Annotated in this window: 22 protein-coding genes; 15 read left to right on the forward strand and 7 right to left on the reverse strand. The window is 61.7% G+C overall.

Annotated elements, in window-relative coordinates; genetic code table 11:
* Nucleotides 1–7: 7 nt before the first annotated feature.
* From GYK42_RS29285 to GYK42_RS15670, 4 genes are read left to right on the forward strand one after another with little or no spacing between them, the layout of a single operon-like run.
* On the forward strand, nucleotides 8–112 hold the full coding sequence (locus tag GYK42_RS29285) for a cytochrome oxidase small assembly protein (protein WP_211551746.1): 105 nt from the start codon (nucleotides 8–10) through the stop codon (nucleotides 110–112).
* Nucleotide 113: 1 nt separating this feature from the next.
* Complete coding sequence (locus tag GYK42_RS15660) at nucleotides 114–686, forward strand: cytochrome c oxidase assembly protein (protein WP_082654690.1); 573 nt, start codon at nucleotides 114–116, stop codon at nucleotides 684–686.
* A 9-nt stretch (nucleotides 687–695) separates the two neighbouring features.
* Nucleotides 696–902, forward strand: a complete 207-nt coding sequence (locus GYK42_RS15665; protein WP_034749002.1) for a DUF2970 domain-containing protein — start codon at nucleotides 696–698, stop codon at nucleotides 900–902.
* A gap of 40 nt (nucleotides 903–942) precedes the next feature.
* A complete protein-coding gene (locus GYK42_RS15670) occupies nucleotides 943–1803 on the forward strand; it encodes a cytochrome c oxidase subunit 3 (RefSeq protein WP_166448234.1) in 861 nt (286 codons plus the stop codon).
* A 123-nt stretch (nucleotides 1804–1926) separates the two neighbouring features.
* Here the strand turns inward: GYK42_RS15670 and GYK42_RS15675 are convergent, their stop codons facing one another.
* A complete protein-coding gene (locus GYK42_RS15675; RefSeq protein ID WP_046683386.1) occupies nucleotides 1927–2127 on the reverse strand; it encodes a twin transmembrane helix small protein in 201 nt (66 codons plus the stop codon).
* 36 nt (nucleotides 2128–2163) lie between these two features.
* On the opposite strand from GYK42_RS15675, the gene GYK42_RS15680 reads away from it, so the two are divergent.
* Genes GYK42_RS15680 through GYK42_RS15705 form a run of 6 tightly spaced genes read left to right on the forward strand, consistent with a single transcriptional unit; the run spans nucleotide 2164 to nucleotide 7317 of the window.
* Nucleotides 2164–2910, forward strand: coding sequence for an SURF1 family protein (locus GYK42_RS15680; protein WP_166448235.1), 747 nt, complete (start codon nucleotides 2164–2166; stop codon nucleotides 2908–2910).
* Nucleotides 2891–3520: a cytochrome C oxidase subunit I gene (locus GYK42_RS15685; protein ID WP_166448236.1), complete on the forward strand. Its 630-nt coding sequence runs from the start codon at nucleotides 2891–2893 to the stop codon at nucleotides 3518–3520. The genes GYK42_RS15680 and GYK42_RS15685 overlap by 20 nt, the downstream gene beginning before the upstream one ends.
* A gap of 18 nt (nucleotides 3521–3538) precedes the next feature.
* Complete coding sequence (locus GYK42_RS15690; protein WP_166448302.1) at nucleotides 3539–4708, forward strand: COX15/CtaA family protein; 1170 nt, start codon at nucleotides 3539–3541, stop codon at nucleotides 4706–4708.
* On the forward strand, nucleotides 4709–5608 hold the full coding sequence (cyoE, locus tag GYK42_RS15695) for a heme o synthase (protein ID WP_035824745.1): 900 nt from the start codon (nucleotides 4709–4711) through the stop codon (nucleotides 5606–5608).
* Complete coding sequence (locus GYK42_RS15700; protein ID WP_058050739.1) at nucleotides 5605–6198, forward strand: SCO family protein; 594 nt, start codon at nucleotides 5605–5607, stop codon at nucleotides 6196–6198. Before cyoE ends, GYK42_RS15700 begins: the two co-directional genes overlap by 4 nt.
* A gap of 42 nt (nucleotides 6199–6240) precedes the next feature.
* Nucleotides 6241–7317 (forward strand): AI-2E family transporter, encoded by a 1077-nt coding sequence (locus GYK42_RS15705; protein ID WP_046683518.1) that lies wholly within the window; start codon nucleotides 6241–6243, stop codon nucleotides 7315–7317.
* On the opposite strand, the gene GYK42_RS15710 is transcribed toward GYK42_RS15705, so the two are convergent.
* From GYK42_RS15710 to nhaR, 3 genes are all read right to left on the reverse strand, one after another.
* On the reverse strand, nucleotides 7318–8658 hold the full coding sequence (locus GYK42_RS15710) for a hemolysin family protein (protein WP_166448237.1): 1341 nt from the start codon (nucleotides 8656–8658) through the stop codon (nucleotides 7318–7320). It lies immediately after the preceding gene.
* 109 nt (nucleotides 8659–8767) lie between these two features.
* Entirely contained in the window at nucleotides 8768–10102 is a 1335-nt protein-coding gene (locus GYK42_RS15715) for an MFS transporter (RefSeq protein WP_166448238.1), read from the reverse strand.
* A 124-nt stretch (nucleotides 10103–10226) separates the two neighbouring features.
* Nucleotides 10227–11141, reverse strand: a complete 915-nt coding sequence (gene nhaR, locus GYK42_RS15720) for a transcriptional activator NhaR (RefSeq protein ID WP_166448239.1) — start codon at nucleotides 11139–11141, stop codon at nucleotides 10227–10229.
* 117 nt (nucleotides 11142–11258) lie between these two features.
* Between nhaR and GYK42_RS15725 the strand changes: the two genes are divergently transcribed.
* From GYK42_RS15725 to GYK42_RS15745, 5 genes are all read left to right on the forward strand, one after another.
* A complete protein-coding gene (locus GYK42_RS15725; protein WP_046683380.1) occupies nucleotides 11259–12338 on the forward strand; it encodes a DUF475 domain-containing protein in 1080 nt (359 codons plus the stop codon).
* A 131-nt stretch (nucleotides 12339–12469) separates the two neighbouring features.
* Nucleotides 12470–13045 (forward strand): TerD family protein, encoded by a 576-nt coding sequence (locus GYK42_RS15730; RefSeq protein ID WP_034784897.1) that lies wholly within the window; start codon nucleotides 12470–12472, stop codon nucleotides 13043–13045.
* 70 nt (nucleotides 13046–13115) lie between these two features.
* Nucleotides 13116–13811: a TIGR00266 family protein gene (locus GYK42_RS15735; RefSeq protein ID WP_058050737.1), complete on the forward strand. Its 696-nt coding sequence runs from the start codon at nucleotides 13116–13118 to the stop codon at nucleotides 13809–13811.
* Nucleotides 13812–13845: 34 nt separating this feature from the next.
* Nucleotides 13846–14427 (forward strand): TerD family protein, encoded by a 582-nt coding sequence (locus GYK42_RS15740; protein ID WP_166448240.1) that lies wholly within the window; start codon nucleotides 13846–13848, stop codon nucleotides 14425–14427.
* 80 nt (nucleotides 14428–14507) lie between these two features.
* Nucleotides 14508–14726 carry a YqaE/Pmp3 family membrane protein gene (locus GYK42_RS15745; RefSeq protein WP_166448303.1) on the forward strand — a complete coding sequence of 73 codons (219 nt, stop codon included), beginning with the start codon at nucleotides 14508–14510 and terminating at the stop codon, nucleotides 14724–14726.
* Nucleotides 14727–14796: 70 nt separating this feature from the next.
* On the opposite strand, the gene GYK42_RS15750 is transcribed toward GYK42_RS15745, so the two are convergent.
* From GYK42_RS15750 to GYK42_RS15760, 3 genes are all read right to left on the reverse strand, one after another.
* A complete protein-coding gene (locus GYK42_RS15750; protein WP_166448241.1) occupies nucleotides 14797–16449 on the reverse strand; it encodes a patatin-like phospholipase family protein in 1653 nt (550 codons plus the stop codon).
* A 79-nt stretch (nucleotides 16450–16528) separates the two neighbouring features.
* Nucleotides 16529–18805, reverse strand: coding sequence for a CPBP family glutamic-type intramembrane protease (locus GYK42_RS15755; RefSeq protein ID WP_166448242.1), 2277 nt, complete (start codon nucleotides 18803–18805; stop codon nucleotides 16529–16531).
* The gene (locus tag GYK42_RS15760) at nucleotides 18802–19536 is read right to left on the reverse strand and encodes an ABC transporter ATP-binding protein (RefSeq protein WP_240943611.1); all 735 of its coding nucleotides are present in this window, start codon (nucleotides 19534–19536) and stop codon (nucleotides 18802–18804) included. Before GYK42_RS15760 ends, GYK42_RS15755 begins: the two co-directional genes overlap by 4 nt.
* Nucleotides 19537–19561: the final 25 nt, after the last annotated feature.

Below are 19561 nucleotides of genomic sequence, written 5' to 3' on the forward strand. Positions count from 1 at the left end.
GCCTGTCATGACCGAACGTAAAAAACCGAACAACCTGCGTACCGGGCTGATACTGGGGGCCCTGGCGGCCTTCTTCTTCCTGTCCGTGTTCGTCAAGCGCATGTGGCTCTGACGTGACGACGCCCCACCAACAGGAAACACGCGGCCTGAACCGCAAGATGCTGGGCAAGCTGCTCGTCATTGCAGTGCTGATGTTCGGCTTTGGCTATGCCCTGATTCCCGTCTACAAGCAGATTTGCGAAGTGATGGGCATCAACGTGCTGACGCAAAAAGATGGCACGGTGGCTTACGACAACAATACGCAGGTCGACACGACGCGCAGCATCACCGTCGAGTTCGACGGCAATGCGCAGGGGCCATGGCGCTTCCGCCCGACCGTCTCGAGCATGCAGGTGCATCCGGGCGAACTGGTGACCGTCATGTATGAAGTGGTCAATACGCAAAACCGCGTCGTCAACGCGCAAGCCATTCCCAGCTATGCGCCGCAAAGCGCCACTCCGCATTTCAAGAAGGTCGAGTGCTTCTGCTTCAAGCAGCAGACCTTGAAGGCCAACGAAGCGCGGCAGATGCCGGTGGTGTTCTTCCTCGATCCGGCCCTGCCGAAAGAGGTGAAGACCATCACGCTGTCGTACACGTTTTTCGAGATTGCCGGTTTGAGCCAGGCTCAGACGCCGGCCGTCCAATAGGAGAGTGGCATGGGCGAATCCAAGCAGCCGGAAAAAGCGTCGTTCCTGTATTCGCTGCGGGCCGTCGTGTGGTCGTTCACGGGCTTGCGCCGCAAGAGCGATTTCGATACGGACTCGGCCAAGCTCAACCCCGTGCACATCGTCATCGCCGGCTTCCTGGTGGTGGCTTGCCTGATCGGCATCCTGATTTCAATTGTTAAATTCGTCGTTTTATAAATTATAAAAAACCACCCTATAAGTTTTTGAGGAGATGATGATGAGTTCCAACCACGCCGCCGTACCTTATTATTTCGTACCCGGCCCGTCGCGCTGGCCCATGCTGGGCGGCGCCAGCCTGCTGCTGACCATGATCGGCGCCTCGGCCTGGGTCAACGACGTCTCCTGGGGCCCGTACGTCAATTACCTGGGCATCGCCGGCATCTTGGTGGTGTTGTATTTCTGGTTCGGCGACGCCATCAGCGAGTCGGAGCAGGGCCTGTACAGCGAGCGCATCGACCACTCCTTCCGCTGGAGCATGAGCTGGTTCATCTTTTCGGAAGTCATGTTCTTCGCCGCCTTCTTCGGCGCCCTGTTTTATGCGCGCAGCATCTCGATGCCATGGCTGGCCGACCTCGACCACAAGGTGATCTGGCCCGATTTCGCCGCTCACTGGGGTAATACGGGCCCGGCCGGTACGGTGCAGGAATTCACCACCATGACGCCGTTCTGGATTCCAACGATCAACACGGCCTTGCTGCTGCTGTCGGGTGTCACGTTGACCATCTCGCACCACGCGCTGCGCGCCGGCCACCGCGCCATGACGGCCCTGTTCCTGTTCGCCACCATCGTGCTGGGCGCCATCTTCATGGGCTTTCAGGTCTACGAATACATGCACGCCTACAGCGAACTGAACTTGAAATTGACGTCGGGCATCTACGGCGCCACCTTCTTCATGCTGACGGGTTTCCACGGCTTCCACGTGACCCTGGGCGCCATCATGCTGTCCGTCATCCTGTACCGCGTGCTGAAAGGCCACTTCACGCCCGAGCATCACTTCGGCTTCGAAGGCGCCGCCTGGTACTGGCACTTTGTCGACGTCGTCTGGCTGGGCCTGTACGTGGTCGTGTATTGGTTATAATGGCGGGGCAGGGCGCGCGCAGTTAGCGCTTGCACCTGCACCATAAAAAAAAGCCGTACCGGGACATCCTGGGTACGGCTTTTTTCTTAGTGTGAAGAATTTGCCAATCAGGCAATGTCGGTGTTAATGAATTCCCGTCGGCTGGATATAGCCCAGATGATGCGCCAGCAGGATCAGCAAAAACAGGGTGATCGACAAGCCCACGCGCAGGGCCAGCGCCTGCACGGTGCGGTTGCTCTTGCCCTTGTCGCGCATGAGGAAGAACAGGGCCGAGCCCAGGCTGCCCAGGATCAGGATGAAGGCGATGGCAACGAGGATTTTCATGGATGGTAGCGCCAGGCTTGAGGAGGTTTCATTGTAATGCGTATCCGCTTCCATTTTAGATGGATTCCATTTGTTGTAATGCTGCTACTGGTGGCGCTGGGGATTTCTTTGGCGCAATGGCAGCAGCGCCGTGCCGAAGAAAAAGTCGCCCGCGCCGCCCGGCTCGAGGCGGGCAACCATGCCGCGCCGCTGGCCTTGACGGCCGCGCCCATGCTGCCGGCCGACGCGCAAGCGATCGAATACCGCCGGGTCACCGTCACGGGCCATTTCGTGCCCGCCTGGACGGTGTACCTGGACAACCGCCCCTACAAGGGCCAGGCCGGCTTTCACGTGCTCACGCCATTCCAGATCGAGGCTTCCCGCATGCACGTGCTGGTGGCGCAGGGCTGGTTGCCGCGCAACAATGCCGAGCGCACGCGCATCCCCGATTACACGACACCGGCCGGCACGGTCACCATTACCGGCATCGCGCGCCTGAACGCGGGCCATGTGATGGAGCTGGGCACGGCGCCTGCCCTGGCGCCGCACGCCATCGTGCAAAATGCCGATATCGGCCAGCTGGCACAGGCCAGCGGCCTGGTCTTGCAGCCTTTCATTCTCGAACAAACAGTCGACGGAGCAACGGCGCCTGCGTCCAGCCAGCTTCCCGTGCGCGACTGGCCGGCACCCGACCTGGGCGCCGACAAGCACCGCGGCTATGCCTTCCAGTGGTATGCACTGGCACTGATGGCTTTTTTATTTTTTGTCTTTACAGGATTTCGACGTGCAAACAAACAGCCCTGACACAACGCAAGACAGCACCAATAAACAGGCACAAAATACGGGACGGTGGAAACTGCTGGCCGTCGTGGCCGTGTGCGCGTTTCCCATCATTGCTTCGTATTTCACGTACTACATCATCAAACCCACGGGCCGCAATAATTACGGCGCCCTGATCGACCCGCGTTTGCATCCGATTCCGGAAGAACAATTGCACGTGACGGAACTGGACGGCAAGGCGTCGCCGCTGGCGCAATTCAAGGGCAAGTGGGTGCTGCTGCAGACGGGGCCGTCCGATTGCCAGGAAGCATGCAAGAAGCAATTGTTTGACATGCAACAACTGCGTCTCATGCAGGGCAAGGAACGCGAGCGCCTGGAACGGGTCTGGCTGGTGACGGATGCCCAGCCGCTCGATACGCTCGTGATGCGCGAATTCGATGGCACCAGCATGTTGCGCGTCAATGGCGACGCCTTGAAAGCCTGGCTGCCCGTGGAGCCGGGCGGCAAGACCAGCGACCATTTGTATTTGATCGATCCGCTGGGCAATCTGATGATGCGCTTCCCGAAAGACGCGGACCCGAACAAGGTCAAGAAAGACATCGCCAAGCTGCTCAAAGCTTCGGCGATCGGTTGAGGGGTCTGCATGCCGACGATGCATCTCTCCGCGCTGGCCCAGCTGGGCTTGACGGGTCTGCTGGTGGCGCTGCTGCCGCTGACCATGGTCTGGGTGTCCGCGGACGCCAATAAATACCGCAAGCTCGTGTGGATCGCCGTCTTTTTGACGGTCGACCTGATCATGTTTGGCGGCTTTACGCGCCTGTCCGATTCCGGCCTGGGCTGCCCGGACTGGCCCGGCTGCTATGGCTCGGCCAATCCCTTCCTTGCGCACGAGCATATCGTCGCGGCGGAAACGCTGATGCCGACGGGCCCCGTGACGGTGGTGAAAGCGTGGATCGAAATGACGCACCGCTACCTGGCCATGGCCATAGGCGTGCTGATCGTGGCGATGATGGTGCAGGCGTGGCGCCAGTGGAAGAAAAGCCGCCGCGCGGAATTCGCGCCCGCGCTGCCGACGGCGCTGTTTTTGTTCGTCTGCCTGCAAGGTGCGTTCGGCGCCTGGACCGTCACCCTGAAACTGCAACCCGTGATCGTCACCATCCATTTGCTGCTGGGCATGGGCTTGCTGGCCATGCTCACATGGCTGGGCGGGCGCCAGGATCATGCCGTGAAACTCTTGCTGCGCGCCGATGCGGACGCTGCCGTGCTGCGCCCCGTGCGTGCGCTGGCCATCTTTTCGCTCGTGCTGTTGACGGTGCAGATCGCGCTGGGCGGCTGGGTGAGCACCAACTACGCCACCCTGGCCTGCACGGATTTCCCCCTGTGCGGCGGGAAGGTCATTCCGGAAATGGATTTCGAGCATGGTTTCCATCTGTGGCGCGAGCTGGGCAAGACGGCCGCCGGCCATTACTTGCCGTTTTCCGCGCTGACGGCCATCCACTGGGTACACCGCAATTTCGCCTTCATCGTGCTGGCCGGTATCGGCTACACCGTGTTTCGCGCATGGAAACTGCCGTCCTTGCGCGGCACGGCCCGCTGGGTTGCGCTGGTGCTGGCCCTGCAGGCGGCAACGGGCCTGGCGACCATCTACCTGAGCTGGCCATTGTCGATCGCCGTCATGCATAACGGCGGGGCGGCGCTGCTCGTGTTATTGCTGACCATGTTAAACTACAAGGCTAAATTCCAACTCGATGTAGCGCGGAAATCTGCTTCCGCCTCCGCGCCAGTGCCCTCGGCACCAGCCAGTCCTTCCCGTACCGCATAAATGACTACTCAGACCATCAGCCGTAAACCATCCCCCCGTATCGCCCAGTATTGGGCGCTGACCAAGCCCCGCGTGACGCAACTGGCCGTGTTTTGCGCCGTCATCGGCATGTTCCTGGCCAGCGAGGAGTTGCCTGACTGGCACGCGGTGGTGTTCGGCACCATCGGTATCTGGCTGCTGGCCGGCGCCGCGTTTGCCGTCAATTGCCTGGCCGAGCGCGAGATCGATGCGCGCATGGCCCGCACGGCGCGCCGCCCGATGGCCATGGGCGACATCACGGTGAAGCAGACGGTGGTGTTCGCGCTGGTGATCGGCGGCCTGGGCATGGCGATTCTGTATCACCTCGTCAATCCGCTGACCATGTGGCTGACCTTTGTCACCTTTGTCGGCTATGCCCTGATCTACACGATGGTGCTCAAACCCGCTACGCCACAGAACATCGTCATCGGCGGCCTGTCCGGCGCCATGCCGCCCGCACTGGGCTGGGCCGCCGTCGCCAATGACGTGCCGATGCAGGCGTGGCTGCTGGTGCTGATCATTTTCGTCTGGACGCCGCCGCACTTCTGGGCCCTGGCCATGTACCGCCGCGACGATTACGCGCGCTCGGGCCTGCCCATGCTGCCCGTCACGCACGGCATGCAATTCACGCAATTCCACGTCTGGCTGTACTCGATCGCGCTGGCCGCCACCACCTTGCTGCCGTACGCCGTGCGCATGAGCGGCCTGATCTACCTGGCTTCGGCCGTGGTGCTCAACGCCGGCTTCCTGTACTACGCGTGGAAGATGTACCGCCACTACACGGACTTGATCGCGCGCAAGGCTTTTACGTTTTCCATCATCTACCTGGCCTTGCTGTTCGCGGCCTTGCTGGTCGACCACTACATTCCTCTCGGCACATGAAAAAATACCTGACTCTGTTGTTGGCGGCCGCGCTGGTCGCCGTCCTGGCCGGCTGCGGCAAACCTGCCGCGACCAAGCTGGCATTCAAGAACACGGACGTGACGGGCCTCGGCTACGCGCGCGAGTTCGCGCTGACGGACCACACTGGCCATCCGCGCACCTTGGCCGACTACAAGGGCAAGCTGGTGCTGATGTTCTTCGGCTACACGCAATGCCCGGACGTGTGTCCCACCACCATGGCTGACATGGCCCAGGTGATGCAGGAAATGGGCCCGCAGGCGGACCAGGTGCAAGTGCTGTTCGTCACCGTCGACCCCGAGCGCGACACGCAGGAATTGCTGGCGCAGTATGTGCCGGCCTTCGACAAGCGTTTCGTGGGCCTGTATGGCGACGCTGCCGCGACGGCCAAGGTGGCCAAGGAATTCAAGGTGTATTACGCCAAGGTCGAGGGCGAGACGGACAGCAGCTATACGGTCGACCACACGGCCGGCACCTATGTCTTCGACCGCGAAGGCAAGATCCGCCTGTTCGTGCGCCACGGCGAAAAGCCTGCCGCCATCGCGCACGATCTTAAACTTCTGCTATCCTGATCCGGTCGCGCCCCCAGGCGCCATCTTCAGGATATGCAGTACATGGACAAACGTTTCGAGCCGCACGCCCGCCTGGCAGCCATCATCTTCCTGTTGATCGGCTGCTTTTTCGTCTTGCGGCCCTTCCTCGCCGCCATGCTGTTTGCCGCCTGCGTGGGCATTTCCAGCTGGCCTTTGTACCTGTTGCTGCTGGAACGCCTGAAGGGACGGCGCAATTGGGCGGCCGCCATCATGACCCTGTCGCTGCTGCTCGTCATCGTGCTGCCGCTGGCCCTCGTCACCTATAACCTGGCCGACAATGTGTCGCGCATCTATGAACAGTTGCGCGCCGCGCTGGAATCGGGCGGCTTGCATCCGCCGGCCTGGCTGGCCAGCATTCCCGTGGTGGGCGAAACCATCGCTGGCTACGTGGAGCGTCTGCTCGCTGACCGCGAGGAATTACTCAATTTGGGCAAGACCATGCTGGAACCGGCGCGCCATTTCCTCGCATCCGGCGGCATCCTGCTGGGTACGGGCCTGGCGCAGACCAGCCTGGCCGTGTTCGTCAGCTTCTTTCTCTACCGCGACGGCCAGCAACTGAGCCGCGCCCTGATGACGGGCGCCGGCCGCATCATCGGCGACAGCGCGCCGGGCGTGGGCCTGACCATCAGCCGCACCGTGCGCGGCGTCATGTACGGCTTGCTGGGCACGGCGCTGGCGCAGGCGCTGGTGGCCGTGGTGGGCTTTTTGATCGCCGGCGTGCCGGCCGTGGCACTGCTGGGCGTGGCCACCTTCATCTTTTCGCTGATCCCCGTCGGCCCGCCCCTGATCTGGGGCGGCGCCGCCATCTGGCTGTTCAATGACGGCCAGACGGGCTGGGGTATCTTCATGCTGGTGTGGGGCGGATTGCTGATCAGCGGCGTGGATAACGTGGTGAAACCCATGCTGATCAGCCGCGGCAGCAGCCTGCCGTTCCTGCTGGTGCTGCTCGGCGTGCTGGGCGGTGTGCTGGCCTTCGGCTTCGTCGGCATTTTTATTGGTCCGACCCTGCTGGCGGTGCTGTACAGCTTGCTGCAAACGTGGACGGTGGGCGAAACCACCGTGCCGCAGGGCAAAGATACCCTGACGAGCAAGAAGTAATTAATCTCTTAAATCGGCATCCAGGTCCCGTTCCTGCTTCGGGATCACTTTAATGAGCACGATACGGGGCCCGTTCATTTTCTTGACGACGATGTCGAAGTCGACAAAGGTGATGCGCTGGCCCTGCTTCGGGATGTCACCGAGCTTGACCATGATCAGGCCGCCCACCGATTCCACGTCGTCCAGCCCCAGTTCCTCGTTTTCGATATCGATGCCGAGGATGCGTTCGAGCGAGAAGATGGGCAAGCTGGCCTTGCCGATCAGGGTGCCGTCGCTTTGCTTGAGCCAATCGTTTTCATTGCGGCGGAATTCATCGCGGATTTCACCGACCATGGCGCCGAGCAAGTTGTCCAGGGTGATGAAACCCAGCGGGCGTTTGCCCTTTTCGCCGATCAGGGCGAAGTGGGGCGCGCCGTCACGGAAGCGGCGGAACAGTTCCAACGCCGGCGTGCGTGCGGAAATGATGTCCACGGGACGCAAAAACGGCGTGAGCGAAGTGATCGGCTTGCCCGCCTGCTGGGCAAAGAACAGATCCTTGAGGTGCACGACACCGAGCACGTCGTCTTCATTCGTGTCGAAATAAGGGTAGCGGCTGAAGCGGTTGCGCAGCACCGTGTCGAGGTTTTCTTCCAGGCTGTTCGACGCGTGCAGGGCGATCACTTCATTGATCGGGCGCATCAGGTCCGACACCGTCATCTGTTCGAAATCAAGCGACTGGGCCAGGATATTGCGCTCGTCGCGCGTAAACTTTTCGCCTGGCTGGCTGGTGCGCAGGATCAGTTTCAATTCTTCGGACGAATAATGGGCGTCGTGGCCGCCCTTGCCGGACAGGCCCGCCAGGCGCAGCACCCAGTTGGCGCTGGCGTTGAGCAGATAGATGGCCGGATACATGGCCCAGTAAAAGCCGTACAGGGGAATCGCGCTCCACAGGCCGACGGCTTCCGGGTTGCGGATGGCCATCGATTTGGGCGCCAGTTCGCCCACGACGATATGCAGGAAGGAAATCACGCTGAAGGCGACGACGAAGGAGACGCCATGGATCAGCTCTTGCGACGTGACGCCGATGGCGCCGAACAGCGGCTCGAGCAGGCCGGCGAACGCCGGTTCGCCGACCCAGCCCAGGCCCAGCGACGCGAGGGTGATGCCCAGCTGGCAGGCGGACAGGTAGGCGTCCAGCTGGCCATGCACCTTGGCCAGGATGCGGCCCCGCAATCCCTGCGTCTTGGCGATGGCGCGGATGCGCGTGCGCCGCAATGTGACGATGCCAAACTCGGCGGCAACAAAAAAACCGTTCAGCGCGACCAGGAAGAGGGCGAGCAGGACTAGCAAGACATTGTGCATGGGGGCGCTGAAGATGGGCTGGTAAAACGTCATCTTAAACGACGAAGGGCGCCATAGCCTAATTTTGCCGCGCGCCACCCCGCCAGGGGCGGGCGCGCGGACGCTGGCCTTACGCTTTGGCGGCCGTTTGCGGTCCGCCGCGCATGGCAAAGACCATGACGGCCGAGACGATGGCGGGAATGGCGACGACGAGGAAAATCGTGCTGTTGGGCCAGTTCAGGCGGATCAACTCGCCACCGAGCACGGGGCCGATGATGGAACCGATGCGGCCCACGCCCAGGCTCCAGCCGATGCCCGTCGAGCGCAGCGTGGTCGGATAATAGCTGGCCGCCAGGGCGTTGACGGCCGGCTGGCCGCCCACCACGCAAAAGCCGGCGATGAAGATCGTGATGAACAGGAAGGCCAGCGACACGTCCGGACGGCCGATCAGGGCAATGGCCACGGCGGCGACCAGGAAGCACGGCAGCAGGATGCGGCGGAAGCTGGAGCGGTCTATCAGCTGGCCCATGACGAGGGTGCCGATGGTGCCGCCCACTTGCAGGGCCGTGCCGGCCAGCACGGCGTTCGCCGTCGACAGGCCCGCTTCCTTGGCGATCGTCGGCAGCCAGTTCGACAGGAAATACAAGTTCAGCAAGTTCATGAAGTTGATGACCCACAGCAGTATCGTCATCTTGGCGCGGCCGCCTGTAAACAATTGCAGTACGGGCGCGCCCTTGTGTTCCTTCTCATGCACGACGTATTGCGTGTCGGCCGTGATGGTCACTGTCGGATCGATGCGTTTCAGCCATTGCGCCACTTTATCCAGCTTGCGTTTCTTGAGCACCAGGAATTGCATCGATTCCGGCAGCAGGAAGAACATCAGTACGCCGATGACCAGCGGCACCACGCCGCCCACGTAAAACACGGATTGCCAGCCGAAGGCGGGAATCAGCGCGGCGGACAATAAACCGCCCAGCACCGCACCCAAGGTAAAGCCGCACGAGACCAGCATCATCAGGGTGACTTTCTTGCGCAGGGGGCTGTATTCGCCGGCCAGCGCCATGGCGTTCGGCATCACGGCGCCCAGGCCCAGTCCCGTGATGAAGCGGATCAGTTGCAATTGCTCGATGTTTGTTGCCAGCGGCGTGACCAGCATGCACAGGGAAAAGAAGATGGTCGAGCCGATCAGCACGGGACGGCGGCCGAACTTGTCGGCCGTGATGCTGAACACGAGCGAGCCGACCAGCATGCCCAGCAGGCCCGCGCCAAACACGGGCCCCAGGTTGGCCTTGCTCACATGCCAGTCCGCGATGATGGCGGGCGCCACATAGCCCATCGCCTGCACGTCGAAGCCATCCATGATGACGCACATCCCGCACAGGATCAGCATGCCGATCTGGAAGGAGCCGATCTTGTTGTTATTGATGAGATCGGGAATATCGATCGTCTTGCCTGCCGTGGACATGGTGCCGCTCCTGTTTTTTTATGGTAATCGCGCCCTTCCGGCGAGGGCTGGGCGCGTGTTTGTCTCAGGCTTTATTACAATCGCTTTTGATTGATTATTCAAACGTTATTTTCGAATGGATTTATCAGGTTTCCTTGTAAATCTTTGTCGTCCCCTGGATGGCCGCCAGGATCACGTCGAGCGCCGGGTGCATGATCTTGCGCTCGTTCGAGATGACGTAAAACTGTTCGCGCAGGGACGAGGCGTCGCCGACCAGCACGGCGCCGAATTGCTCCTCGATATCGGCCGCCAGGCTGGCGGAGGCGAAGAACAGGCCCAGGCCCTTGCGGCCGAACGCGTTGAGCATGGCGTTGTCCTCGAATTCGCCGACCACGTCCGGGCGCACGCCTTGCTGCACCATCCATTCGTCGATGCGCCCGCGCAAGGCGTTATTGCGCGTGGGCAGCAGAAACGGCGCGCCGTGCAGGCTGTGCGGGAAATTGTCGCGGTACTGTTCGGCCAGCGCGGGGATGCCGAACAGCTTCATGGCGCTCTCTCCCCACAGGTGGCTGGACACGCGCAGGCTGGCGCCGGCCGGCACGGCGCGGTCCGTCAACACCAGGTCCAGCTTGTGCAGGGCCAGGTCGGCCAGCAGGGATTCGAATTCGTCTTCCAGGCACACGAGCTTGATGGGCTGGTCCAGGCTGCGCGTGGCGTCGAGCATGCGATACGCCATCAGTTTCGGCAGGGAATCGGAAATGCCCACCGTCAGGCGCATCTTTTCCGCGTCCGCATCGGCCAGCGCGTCCTGCATCTGCTCGCCCAAGAGAAAAATCTGGTCCGCATAGCCGAGCGCCAAGCGGCCCGCTTCCGTCGGCACCAAACGCCGTCCCTGCGGCTGCAGCAGCGACTTGCCCAGCTCCTTTTCCAGCAGGGCCAGCTGGGTGCTGATGGTTTGCACGGCCAGTCCCAGCCGTTCAGCCGCGCGCGTCACGCCGCCTTCCTTGGCGACCACCCAAAAGAAGTACAAATGGCGGTAATTGAAGCCCGTGGTTTTCATCGATCCATCCTCTATCTTCTATTTTTACGAAGTAATACTTCCATTATCTTCTATTTTTAAATGTGTCGGACATCCCTATACTACGTTCCATTGAATTTGGATAACGGGGAACTATCGATGAAACATTTCAGAGTGTCATTTCTAGTGACATTTATCTGCCTGGGCATTTCCGCCTGGTGGGGTTACACGCACGGTGGCGTGCAGACGATGCTGGCGGCGCTCGGTATCGCGGTGATCCTGGGCGTGATGGAAGTCTCGCTGTCGTTTGACAACGCGGTGGTCAATGCCTCGGTGCTGAAGAATTGGGACAAGTTCTGGCAGGGCCTGTTCCTGGGCGTCGGCATCATCATCGCCGTGTTCGGTATGCGTCTGGTGTTCCCGCTGGTTATCGTGGCGCAAGCGGCTGACCTGGGCTTGATGGAAGTATGGAATCTGGCACTGAGCAATCCTGAACAGTACTCGATGCACCTGACGAACCACCATGCGGAAGTGGCGGCCTTCGGCGGCATCTTCCTGCTGCTGGTGTTCCTGAACTTCCTGCTGGACGACGAAAAAGAAACGCACTGGCTGGGCCGTATTGAAGAAAAACTGGGCGCGCTGGGCAAGATCTCGTCGATTTCCGTGATGATCGCGCTGGGCACCCTGATGGCCAGCCTGTCGATGATCGAAGAAGGCCAGAAACTGGTGGTCCTGACGGCCGGCCTGTGGGGCATCTTGACCTACGTGGGCGTCGATGTGGTCAGCGGCTTGCTGGAAGGCGATAACGGCGACGGCAACGTGGGCGACATCGTCAAGCGCGGCGGTATCGGCGGCTTCCTGTACCTGGAAGTGCTCGACGCTTCGTTCAGCTTTGACGGCGTGATCGGCGCGTTTGCCATCACCAAGGATGTCGTGATCATCATGCTGGGCCTGGCTATCGGCGCTATGTTCGTGCGGTCGATGACGGTGTTCCTGGTGCGCAAGGGTACCCTCGACGAGTTCGTTTATCTGGAGCACGGCGCGCACTATGCGATCGGTATCCTGGCCGTGATCATGTTGGTCAGCATGAAGTTCCACATTCCCGAGATCTTCACGGGTCTGATCGGCGTGGCCTTCATTCTCGCCTCGCTGTGGTCGTCGATCCGCTACAAGCGCAGGATGGCGCTTGAAGAAGGCCCGACGGAAGCGCTGGAAGCGGTCAAGGCAACAGCAGTGTAAAGAATGCGCGGCAAACGACTACACCCGTTTGTCGGCAAGTTGTAGCAAGCGTCGCCGCCGGCCTGGGGAGTCAGGCCGGTGGAGGACGCCAGGTGTTTGGTGATACACAACCCACATAGGAGAAACACATCATGGCAATCAGTCTGCAAAAAGGCGGCAACGTCAACCTGAGCAAAGAAGCTCCTGGCATCTCGAAGATGATCATCGGCCTGGGCTGGGATGCCCGCGCCACCGATGGCGCCGCGTTCGACATCGACGGCTCCGTGTTCCTGTTGAAGGCCGACGGCAAGGTTCGCGCCGACGTCGACATGATTTTCTACAACAACCTGAAATCGAGCGACGGTTCCGTCACCCACTCGGGCGACAACACCACCGGCGCTGGCGATGGCGATGATGAAACCGTCATCGTCGACCTGGCCACGGTGCCAGCCGAGATCGACAAGATCGCCGTCTGCGTGACGATTCACGATGCCGAAGCGCGCAAGCAAAACTTTGGTATGGTATCGAAGGCGTACGTACGCTGCGTGAATGCCAACGGCAACACGGAAATCGCCCGCTTCGACCTGTCGGAAGACGGTTCGGCCGAAACGGCGATGGTCTTTGGTGAAATCTACCGCAATGGCGCCGATTGGAAATTCAAGGCCATCGGCCAGGGTTATAAAGGCGGCCTGGGCCCACTCGCCGCGTCGTTCGGCGTCGGCGTGTAAGTTGTAAATAATCAAGGCGGTCCGCAGTGTGGACCTCCCCCATCATTACTGAGTTGAGGAAGGAACAGGTATGCCAGTTTTCAATATTACCGGGGACGTCGACCCGTTCCTGCATGTGTCGCTTGCCAAGGGCGAGAAGATTTATTGCGAATCCAATGCGATGGTGATGATGGAAACCAATCTTGAGCTGAAAGGCAAGATGACTGGCGGCATAGGCGCCGCGCTGATGCGCACCTTTGCCAACGGGGAATCGTTCTTTCAGCAGCATATCGAAGCCATGCGGGGCGACGGCGACTGTCTGCTGTCGCCCACCTTGCCTGGCGCGATGCGGGTGCTCGAGGTGGGCGCCCAGCAATACATGATCAGCGACGGCGCCTTCGTGGCGGCCAGTGCTGGCGTGGAATTGAAGGTGCGCACGCAAAGCCTTGGCAATGCGCTGTTTGCCCAGAGCGGTGGCTTTTTCATTACCGAGACGGCAGGCAGCGGCCAGTTGGCGGTGTCCGGTTTTGGCGCGATGTCGATACTGGAAGTGACGCCGGGCAAGGACGTGGTGATCGATAACTCGCACGTCGTGTGCTGGGACAACCGCCTGCAATACGAAATTTCCATGACGACCGGCAGCAGCGGCGGCTTTCTGGGTAACCTGATCAATAGCCAGACCAGCGGCGAGGGCGTAGTGCTGAAGTTTTCAGGCACGGGAAAAATCCTCGTGTGCTCGCGCAACCGCGCGGCCTTCCTCGCCTGGACCCAAAGCAAGCCGGCGTAATCAAGCAGTAACCAACCTAACAGGAGCTATGCGTATGTCTGTCAATTTGAGCAAGGGCCAGAAGATTTCTCTGGACAAAGAAGCTGGTACCACCCTGACCCGTATCACCATGGGCCTGGGCTGGGATGCGGCCAAGACCAAGGGTTTCCTCGGTTTCGGTTCGAAGACGGAAGCCGTCGACCTGGACGCATCGTGCGTCATGTTCGATGAAAACAAGAGCACGTCCGATATCGTCTGGTTCCGCCAGCTGAAAAGCCGTGACGGCAGCATTGTCCACACGGGCGACAACCGCACGGGCGCGGGCGATGGCGACGACGAACAGATCAATGTCGATCTGTCGAAAGTGCCGGCACACGTGAAAAGCCTCGTCTTCACTGTCAACAGCTTTACTGGCCAGAACTTCTCGCAGGTGGAAAACGCCTATTGCCGCATCTTGAATGCCAGCAATAACCAGGAAGTCGCGCGTTTCAACCTGTCTGTGCAAGGTACCCACACGGCACAGATCATGGCCAAGCTATACCGCCATAACGGCGAATGGAAGATGCACGCCATCGGAGAAAACGGCAACGGTCGCACCTTTGACGACTTGATGCCGCAGATTGCCGTGCATCTATAAGGAGCAGTACGCAGCGGGCGGGGGACGGACCGGATACCGGCCCTTGTCCGCTGCTCTATTTTGAAGGAGAGTATGTCGTGATGCGATTGCTGATAGCCTTGCTACTTCCGTGTCTCACGTTTTTCATGCTGGGGCGCCCGCTGGCCGGTGCCGCCGCCTTGATCTTGCAGTGCACTGTGATCGGCTGGGCGCCGGCGGCCCTGTGGGCCCTGTACACGGTGAACCAGCATAAAACGGAGCTGGAACTGGAAGGTGCGTTAAGCCGCAGCTACATGCGCAGGCGTAGTCGGCTGATCTAGATCAGCCGGGCGCTTGGAATCCTTGCGCTAAAACCCGCACGAGTGATCGTGCGGGTTTTTTTGTGCGCGCTTACTTCTTGCAGCGTATCGGCACGTTGACGGAATTGCCGTCCGAACTCAGATTGCGGTACTGCAAATCTTCACTCTCGATGGCGAAGCGGGGCACGGCGTGGACATAGCGCTGCTTGCAGACGGTGTCGTCATTGATCAGCTTGCCCGTCAGCATGTAATCGCACAGGGCGAAGCGCGATTCCTCGTCGTCGAGGATCAGCACGCGCGCCGCGCTGTACAGGGCCGATTGCAAGACTTCCGGGCTGCAATTTTCCGGGCCCGTCAGCTTCAGATGGGTCTTCGTTTGCGTGGCCAGGCGCTGCAGCTTGACGAGGGCGGCGCGCTCTTCCTTGCGGGCACCGTCGACTTGCGCATCGCCGCTGGACAGGCGCAGCGCCAGCGAGGCGATCTGGTCGATGGAAATATGCCAGGCAAAGCCTTCCAGCCGCGTGCGGATCTGGCCCGGCAAGGGATCGGCCGCATCGACTTCGCAGCGGTACTGGCCCAAGTGGGGGCGGCACAGCACGGGGATGGCAAAAGCCGAGGTACGCTTGCCCTTGACGAATTTCTGGCTCAGGTCGCCAAAATTTTCATGCGTGATGGTATCGAAGCGGGCTTGTCCAAAGCCCATCTTGACGAGGTTTTCCTTGCGCTGGCGCGAAAACAGGGCGTCGACGGCGTCGTAGATATTCTTGTTGAAGATGCGGTCCAGTGGCTGGCGCTCGTCCGACATCTTTTCGAATACGGCGCTGGAATTGGGCGCGTTGGCATCGATGGAAATGAGGATGAAGGGCTTGCTGTTCAGGCGCGGCGGCACGATGGCCATGTCGTTGCCGTACAGCTGCGTCAAGGCCACGTCCCACAGGGTTTCCACGCCCAGGTTGTCGGCTGCGCCGCCATCGAACAGGTGCACGTACGACGGCGATTCGCGCGACTCGGAACCAAGCTCCGGCACGAAGGTGTTTTTCGGGCGGAAACGCTCGAAGGTGACGGAATCGAACACGCCGGGAAAGGCGGCCGAGGTGGCCACGGCCGTGGCCAGGCGAATATCCTGGATCGGCGAATGCAGGGTGCCGTAAAAATACTCATAGGAAAACACCACGCGCTTGCCGCCATCGGTGGCGTCTGTTGCGTTGGCCAGGAAGATGGGGCCGTCGTGCGGCAAGTCCTCGTAGGTTTTCTTGTCGTACAGCACATCGTCAAATACGTCGGACAGGAACGAGGTGCGTGTCTTGTTCGTTAACAACATCGTCGTCAGGTTGGCCGGTTTTAGAATGGTCTGACCGAAGAAATCCGTTTTCAGCTTGCTGCGCAGCAAAGGCCAATCCGTCTGCTTGCCATGCAGCGCATAGTAGCCGCCCGCGATGGCGCCGCCCGACACGCCGGAGATGGCCGAGGCGCCGCTGACGAGGCCGAACTGCTCCAGCTGCTCCAGCGAGGCGGCCGAGAAATTGGCCGCGCGGCTGCCCCCGCCGGACAGGGCGATGCCGATGAAGTGGTCGTTGGGCATGGGATTCTGGATGCGCGCCTTGGGCGCGTCGATGCGCAGGCGCGGGGCTTCCTGCACGGTGAACATGCGGTTTTCGACGCCGCTGTTGGGGCGCAGGGCGAGTACCGTGCAGCCGCTCAGCAGCGCAACGAGGATACATGGTGCAAACAAGCGTGGATTCATGCGTGATCTGTGCGTAGTCATTGGTTGGGATACGGACGGAAATCGTGTGCGATTCTAGCAAACTTGTCTGTGCCTGTATCTATCCTTGCAACTGGTACGCGAGGAGGGCGGCGTTGTAGGCGGCATGCACCAGCATGGGTGCCAGCAGAGCGCCGCTGCGCTCGTATGCGATGCCCGTGCACAGGCCCAGCGCGAAGGCGGGCAGCATGGCGGCCGGTGGATGCACGATGGCAAACAGGGCGGCGGCGACAGTGATCGCCTGCCAGGCTGGCAGGGAACGGCGCAAGCCGCCCTGCAGCAAGCCGCGGAAGATGAATTCCTCGCACAGGGGCGCGGCCAGCACGCCCAGGGCCAGCAGCCACGGCCAGTGCCCGCCGGCCGGTGGAAGCGTGCCAGGCGGCAACAGGGCCGCATAGCCGACGCCGAACAGCACCGCGGCACAGGCGCCTGCGCCTCCCCAGCGCCACGGCTGGCGGCCCTGTGCTATGCGCGGCACGCCGGCCGTCCCCGCGCGCCAATACACGAGGCGCAGCAGCACATACGTGAGCGGCGCAGCCACCGGGTCATTGAACAGGATCAACAGCAGGGTTTGCAGAATAAAAAATAGCATGGCGGCGATCAAGCCGTCGGCCGTCGTGATTCTGGCTGGCGGCGAGGCTACCGGGTCGAGCAGGTAGGGCAAAGCGTCGCGCGCCTTTTGCCACAGGGCCGCGGCCAGCGCGCCCGTGAGCACGACAAACACCAGTTGCTGCACGGGGTTGCCGGCGGCTAGCGCGGCGATGTACAGGCCGGTCAGCAGCAGGTACAGATACGTGTAGGCAGGCCGTATTTTTGACGTCGCCTCGGCTGCCAGCGGATCGCTGGCAAACACGCCCAGCGCCACGGCGATCAGCGAGTACAGGGGGATGCCGGCCAGGGCCAGCAGCATCAACCCCGCCATGTCCCAGCGCCAGGCGTCTTGCCAGGCCAGCGCCGCGCCGAACAGGATCAATGGATACAGCAGGGCCAGCGCGGCCCACAGCTGGGCCTTTTGCCGCAGCGCCTGTTCGACGGAGACGGGAAACGTGTACAGCAGCCACAGCGCGCCGCCTTCCTTGTTGAGGGTCTGGAATGCCGACATCATCAGCACATACGTGCCGAGGAAAAAGCCGGTGGAGGCCAGCAAGGCGGGGCTGGACAGCAGTTCGTGCAGGTCGCGCGCCTGACCCGAGAACAGGGCCTGGCCGCCGAGGATCAGCAAGGGCAGCAGCAGGGTTTGCACGAGAAAATTGCGGTCGCGCAGCAGCAAGGTCAGTTCGCGGCGCTGGATCACCGTGCCGATGCTGGCGCGCCACTTGCCTGTGGGCGGTGCCGTCGGGGCCGGCTTGCGGCTGGCCTCGCGCTGGCCCGCGCCCACCACGCCATGGCGCAACTGGTGGCGTAGCAGCGCCATGCCCAACAGCATCAGGCACAGGCATTGCGCCAGCAGCAGGGCGGCCGGCGGCGCTGCCGCCGCACCCTTGGCATTGAGCAATGTAACCAGCAGGCCGGGCGGCGTCCAGGCGCTCCAGGCGGGCATGGCCGCCGCCCACGCGTGGGCAAAGCCGCCCGCGCCCATGCCGAACGACATGCCCATATACATGGGAAACAGGCCGGCCACCGATAACAGCGCCTGCAGGTTGCCCAGCTGCGCGGGACTGAACGACAGGCGCAAGCCCGTGTCGACCAGGGTACGCAGCATGGCCGCCAGGGCCAGCAGGAGCAGGCAGGCAAAGAGGCCCGGCAGCGGCGAAAACCAGCCCTGGCCCGAATACCAGGCGATCATGGTGGTGCAGGGCCACAGCACCAGCAGGCCGAGCGGGTTGACCAGCGTGCGTTCAAGCACGCGCGCCCACAGCAAATTGCTTTTTTCGACGGGCAGGGTGACCAGCCATTCCAGGTCCCAGTCCGGCTTCGACAGTTCTCCCATGCCCAGCGGCAGCAGAACACTGACCAGCCACAGCAGGGCCAATTGCAGGGTCAGGGCGCCCGCCAGCGCCGTACTGAAGGGTTGCTCGATCAAGTGGGCGATGACGGGCGCCAGCACGCGCTCGCCCGCGTTCATGCTGCCCTTGGCCTGGCAAACGGCCACCTGGTCGAGCAGGCAATGCATGTTCAGCAGGTTGTGGCGGGCGATATTGCCGGAGGAAAACAGCATGGGCAAGAGCAGCAGCGCACCCAGCAGCCAGCGTCCCCGTTTCTTGTCTGGCGTGGCGGGCCGGCTCTTGCCGCCCCGATTGAACGACCAGCCCCGGCCGCTGACGTTGAGCAGGCGCTGCAGGCGCAAGCGGGTCAGCAGCCAGACGGCGCGCCAGGCGGTGGGCGGCAGCGGCGTCACGCAGGGGCCGCTTCATCGGTCAGTTGCAAAAAGAGGTCTTCCAGGCTGCCGTCGCTGGACAGCTGCTGGCGGATATCGTCCAGGCTGCCCGTGGCGACCAGGGCGCCACGGTGGATGATGGCAACGCGGCTGCACAGTTTTTGCGCCATATCGAGCAAATGCGTGGAAACGAAGATGGTGGTGCCGGCGGCGGCGATGCGCAGCAAGCGTTCCTGCACGTCGCGCGAAGCACGCGGGTCGAGGCCGTTGATCGGTTCATCGAGGATCAGCACGGCCGGATCGTGTATCAGCGCACAGGCCAGGCCCAGTTTCTTTTTCATGCCCAGCGAGTAATTGACGGCGAAATCCTCGCTCGCTTCATCGAGGCCGAATTGCGTCAGCAGGCGCGCGGCGCGGGCGGCCGCTTCCGTGCGTGAAAAACCATGCATTTCGGCCACGAATTGCAGGATTTCGCGGCCCCGCAAATAATCGTAAAAGATGGGATTGTCGGGCAGGTAGCCCACCTTGCGCTTGACGGCGGCGCCGTCGCGGTGGCAATCGAGACCATCGATCAGTACCTTGCCGGCGCTGGGCACGAGAATGCCCATCAGCATGCGGATGGTGGTGGTCTTGCCGGCCCCGTTCGGGCCCAGGAAGCCGAACACTTCTCCTTTGCCTACCTGCAAGGTCAGCGGCTTGACGGCCTCGAACGTGCCGTACTGTTTGGACAAGCCTTCGAAGGCGATCATCATGCGTCCCGAAAAAGATAGCGTGCAG

Origin of the sequence: Janthinobacterium lividum (assembly GCF_011601275.1) — a bacterium.
Classification (GTDB): domain Bacteria; phylum Pseudomonadota; class Gammaproteobacteria; order Burkholderiales; family Burkholderiaceae_D; genus Janthinobacterium; species Janthinobacterium lividum_E.

Bases quoted from the DNA above. Each gene is read 5' to 3' on its own strand.
- GYK42_RS29285 (WP_211551746.1), top strand. From the start codon at position 8: ATGACCGAACGTAAAAAACCGAACAACCTGCGTACCGGGCTGATACTG.
- GYK42_RS15665 (WP_034749002.1), top strand. From the start codon at position 696: ATGGGCGAATCCAAGCAGCCGGAAAAAGCGTCGTTCCTGTATTCGCTG.
- GYK42_RS15670 (WP_166448234.1), top strand. From the start codon at position 943: ATGAGTTCCAACCACGCCGCCGTACCTTATTATTTCGTACCCGGCCCG.
- GYK42_RS15675 (WP_046683386.1), bottom strand. From the start codon at position 2,127: ATGAAAATCCTCGTTGCCATCGCCTTCATCCTGATCCTGGGCAGCCTG.
- GYK42_RS15680 (WP_166448235.1), top strand. From the start codon at position 2,164: ATGCGTATCCGCTTCCATTTTAGATGGATTCCATTTGTTGTAATGCTG.
- GYK42_RS15690 (WP_166448302.1), top strand. From the start codon at position 3,539: ATGCATCTCTCCGCGCTGGCCCAGCTGGGCTTGACGGGTCTGCTGGTG.
- cyoE (WP_035824745.1), top strand. From the start codon at position 4,709: ATGACTACTCAGACCATCAGCCGTAAACCATCCCCCCGTATCGCCCAG.
- GYK42_RS15700 (WP_058050739.1), top strand. From the start codon at position 5,605: ATGAAAAAATACCTGACTCTGTTGTTGGCGGCCGCGCTGGTCGCCGTC.
- GYK42_RS15705 (WP_046683518.1), top strand. From the start codon at position 6,241: ATGGACAAACGTTTCGAGCCGCACGCCCGCCTGGCAGCCATCATCTTC.
- GYK42_RS15710 (WP_166448237.1), bottom strand. From the start codon at position 8,658: ATGCACAATGTCTTGCTAGTCCTGCTCGCCCTCTTCCTGGTCGCGCTG.
- GYK42_RS15715 (WP_166448238.1), bottom strand. From the start codon at position 10,102: ATGTCCACGGCAGGCAAGACGATCGATATTCCCGATCTCATCAATAAC.
- nhaR (WP_166448239.1), bottom strand. From the start codon at position 11,141: ATGAAAACCACGGGCTTCAATTACCGCCATTTGTACTTCTTTTGGGTG.
- GYK42_RS15725 (WP_046683380.1), top strand. From the start codon at position 11,259: ATGAAACATTTCAGAGTGTCATTTCTAGTGACATTTATCTGCCTGGGC.
- GYK42_RS15730 (WP_034784897.1), top strand. From the start codon at position 12,470: ATGGCAATCAGTCTGCAAAAAGGCGGCAACGTCAACCTGAGCAAAGAA.
- GYK42_RS15735 (WP_058050737.1), top strand. From the start codon at position 13,116: ATGCCAGTTTTCAATATTACCGGGGACGTCGACCCGTTCCTGCATGTG.
- GYK42_RS15740 (WP_166448240.1), top strand. From the start codon at position 13,846: ATGTCTGTCAATTTGAGCAAGGGCCAGAAGATTTCTCTGGACAAAGAA.
- GYK42_RS15745 (WP_166448303.1), top strand. From the start codon at position 14,508: ATGCGATTGCTGATAGCCTTGCTACTTCCGTGTCTCACGTTTTTCATG.
- GYK42_RS15750 (WP_166448241.1), bottom strand. From the start codon at position 16,449: ATGAATCCACGCTTGTTTGCACCATGTATCCTCGTTGCGCTGCTGAGC.
- GYK42_RS15760 (WP_240943611.1), bottom strand. From the start codon at position 19,536: ATGATGATCGCCTTCGAAGGCTTGTCCAAACAGTACGGCACGTTCGAG.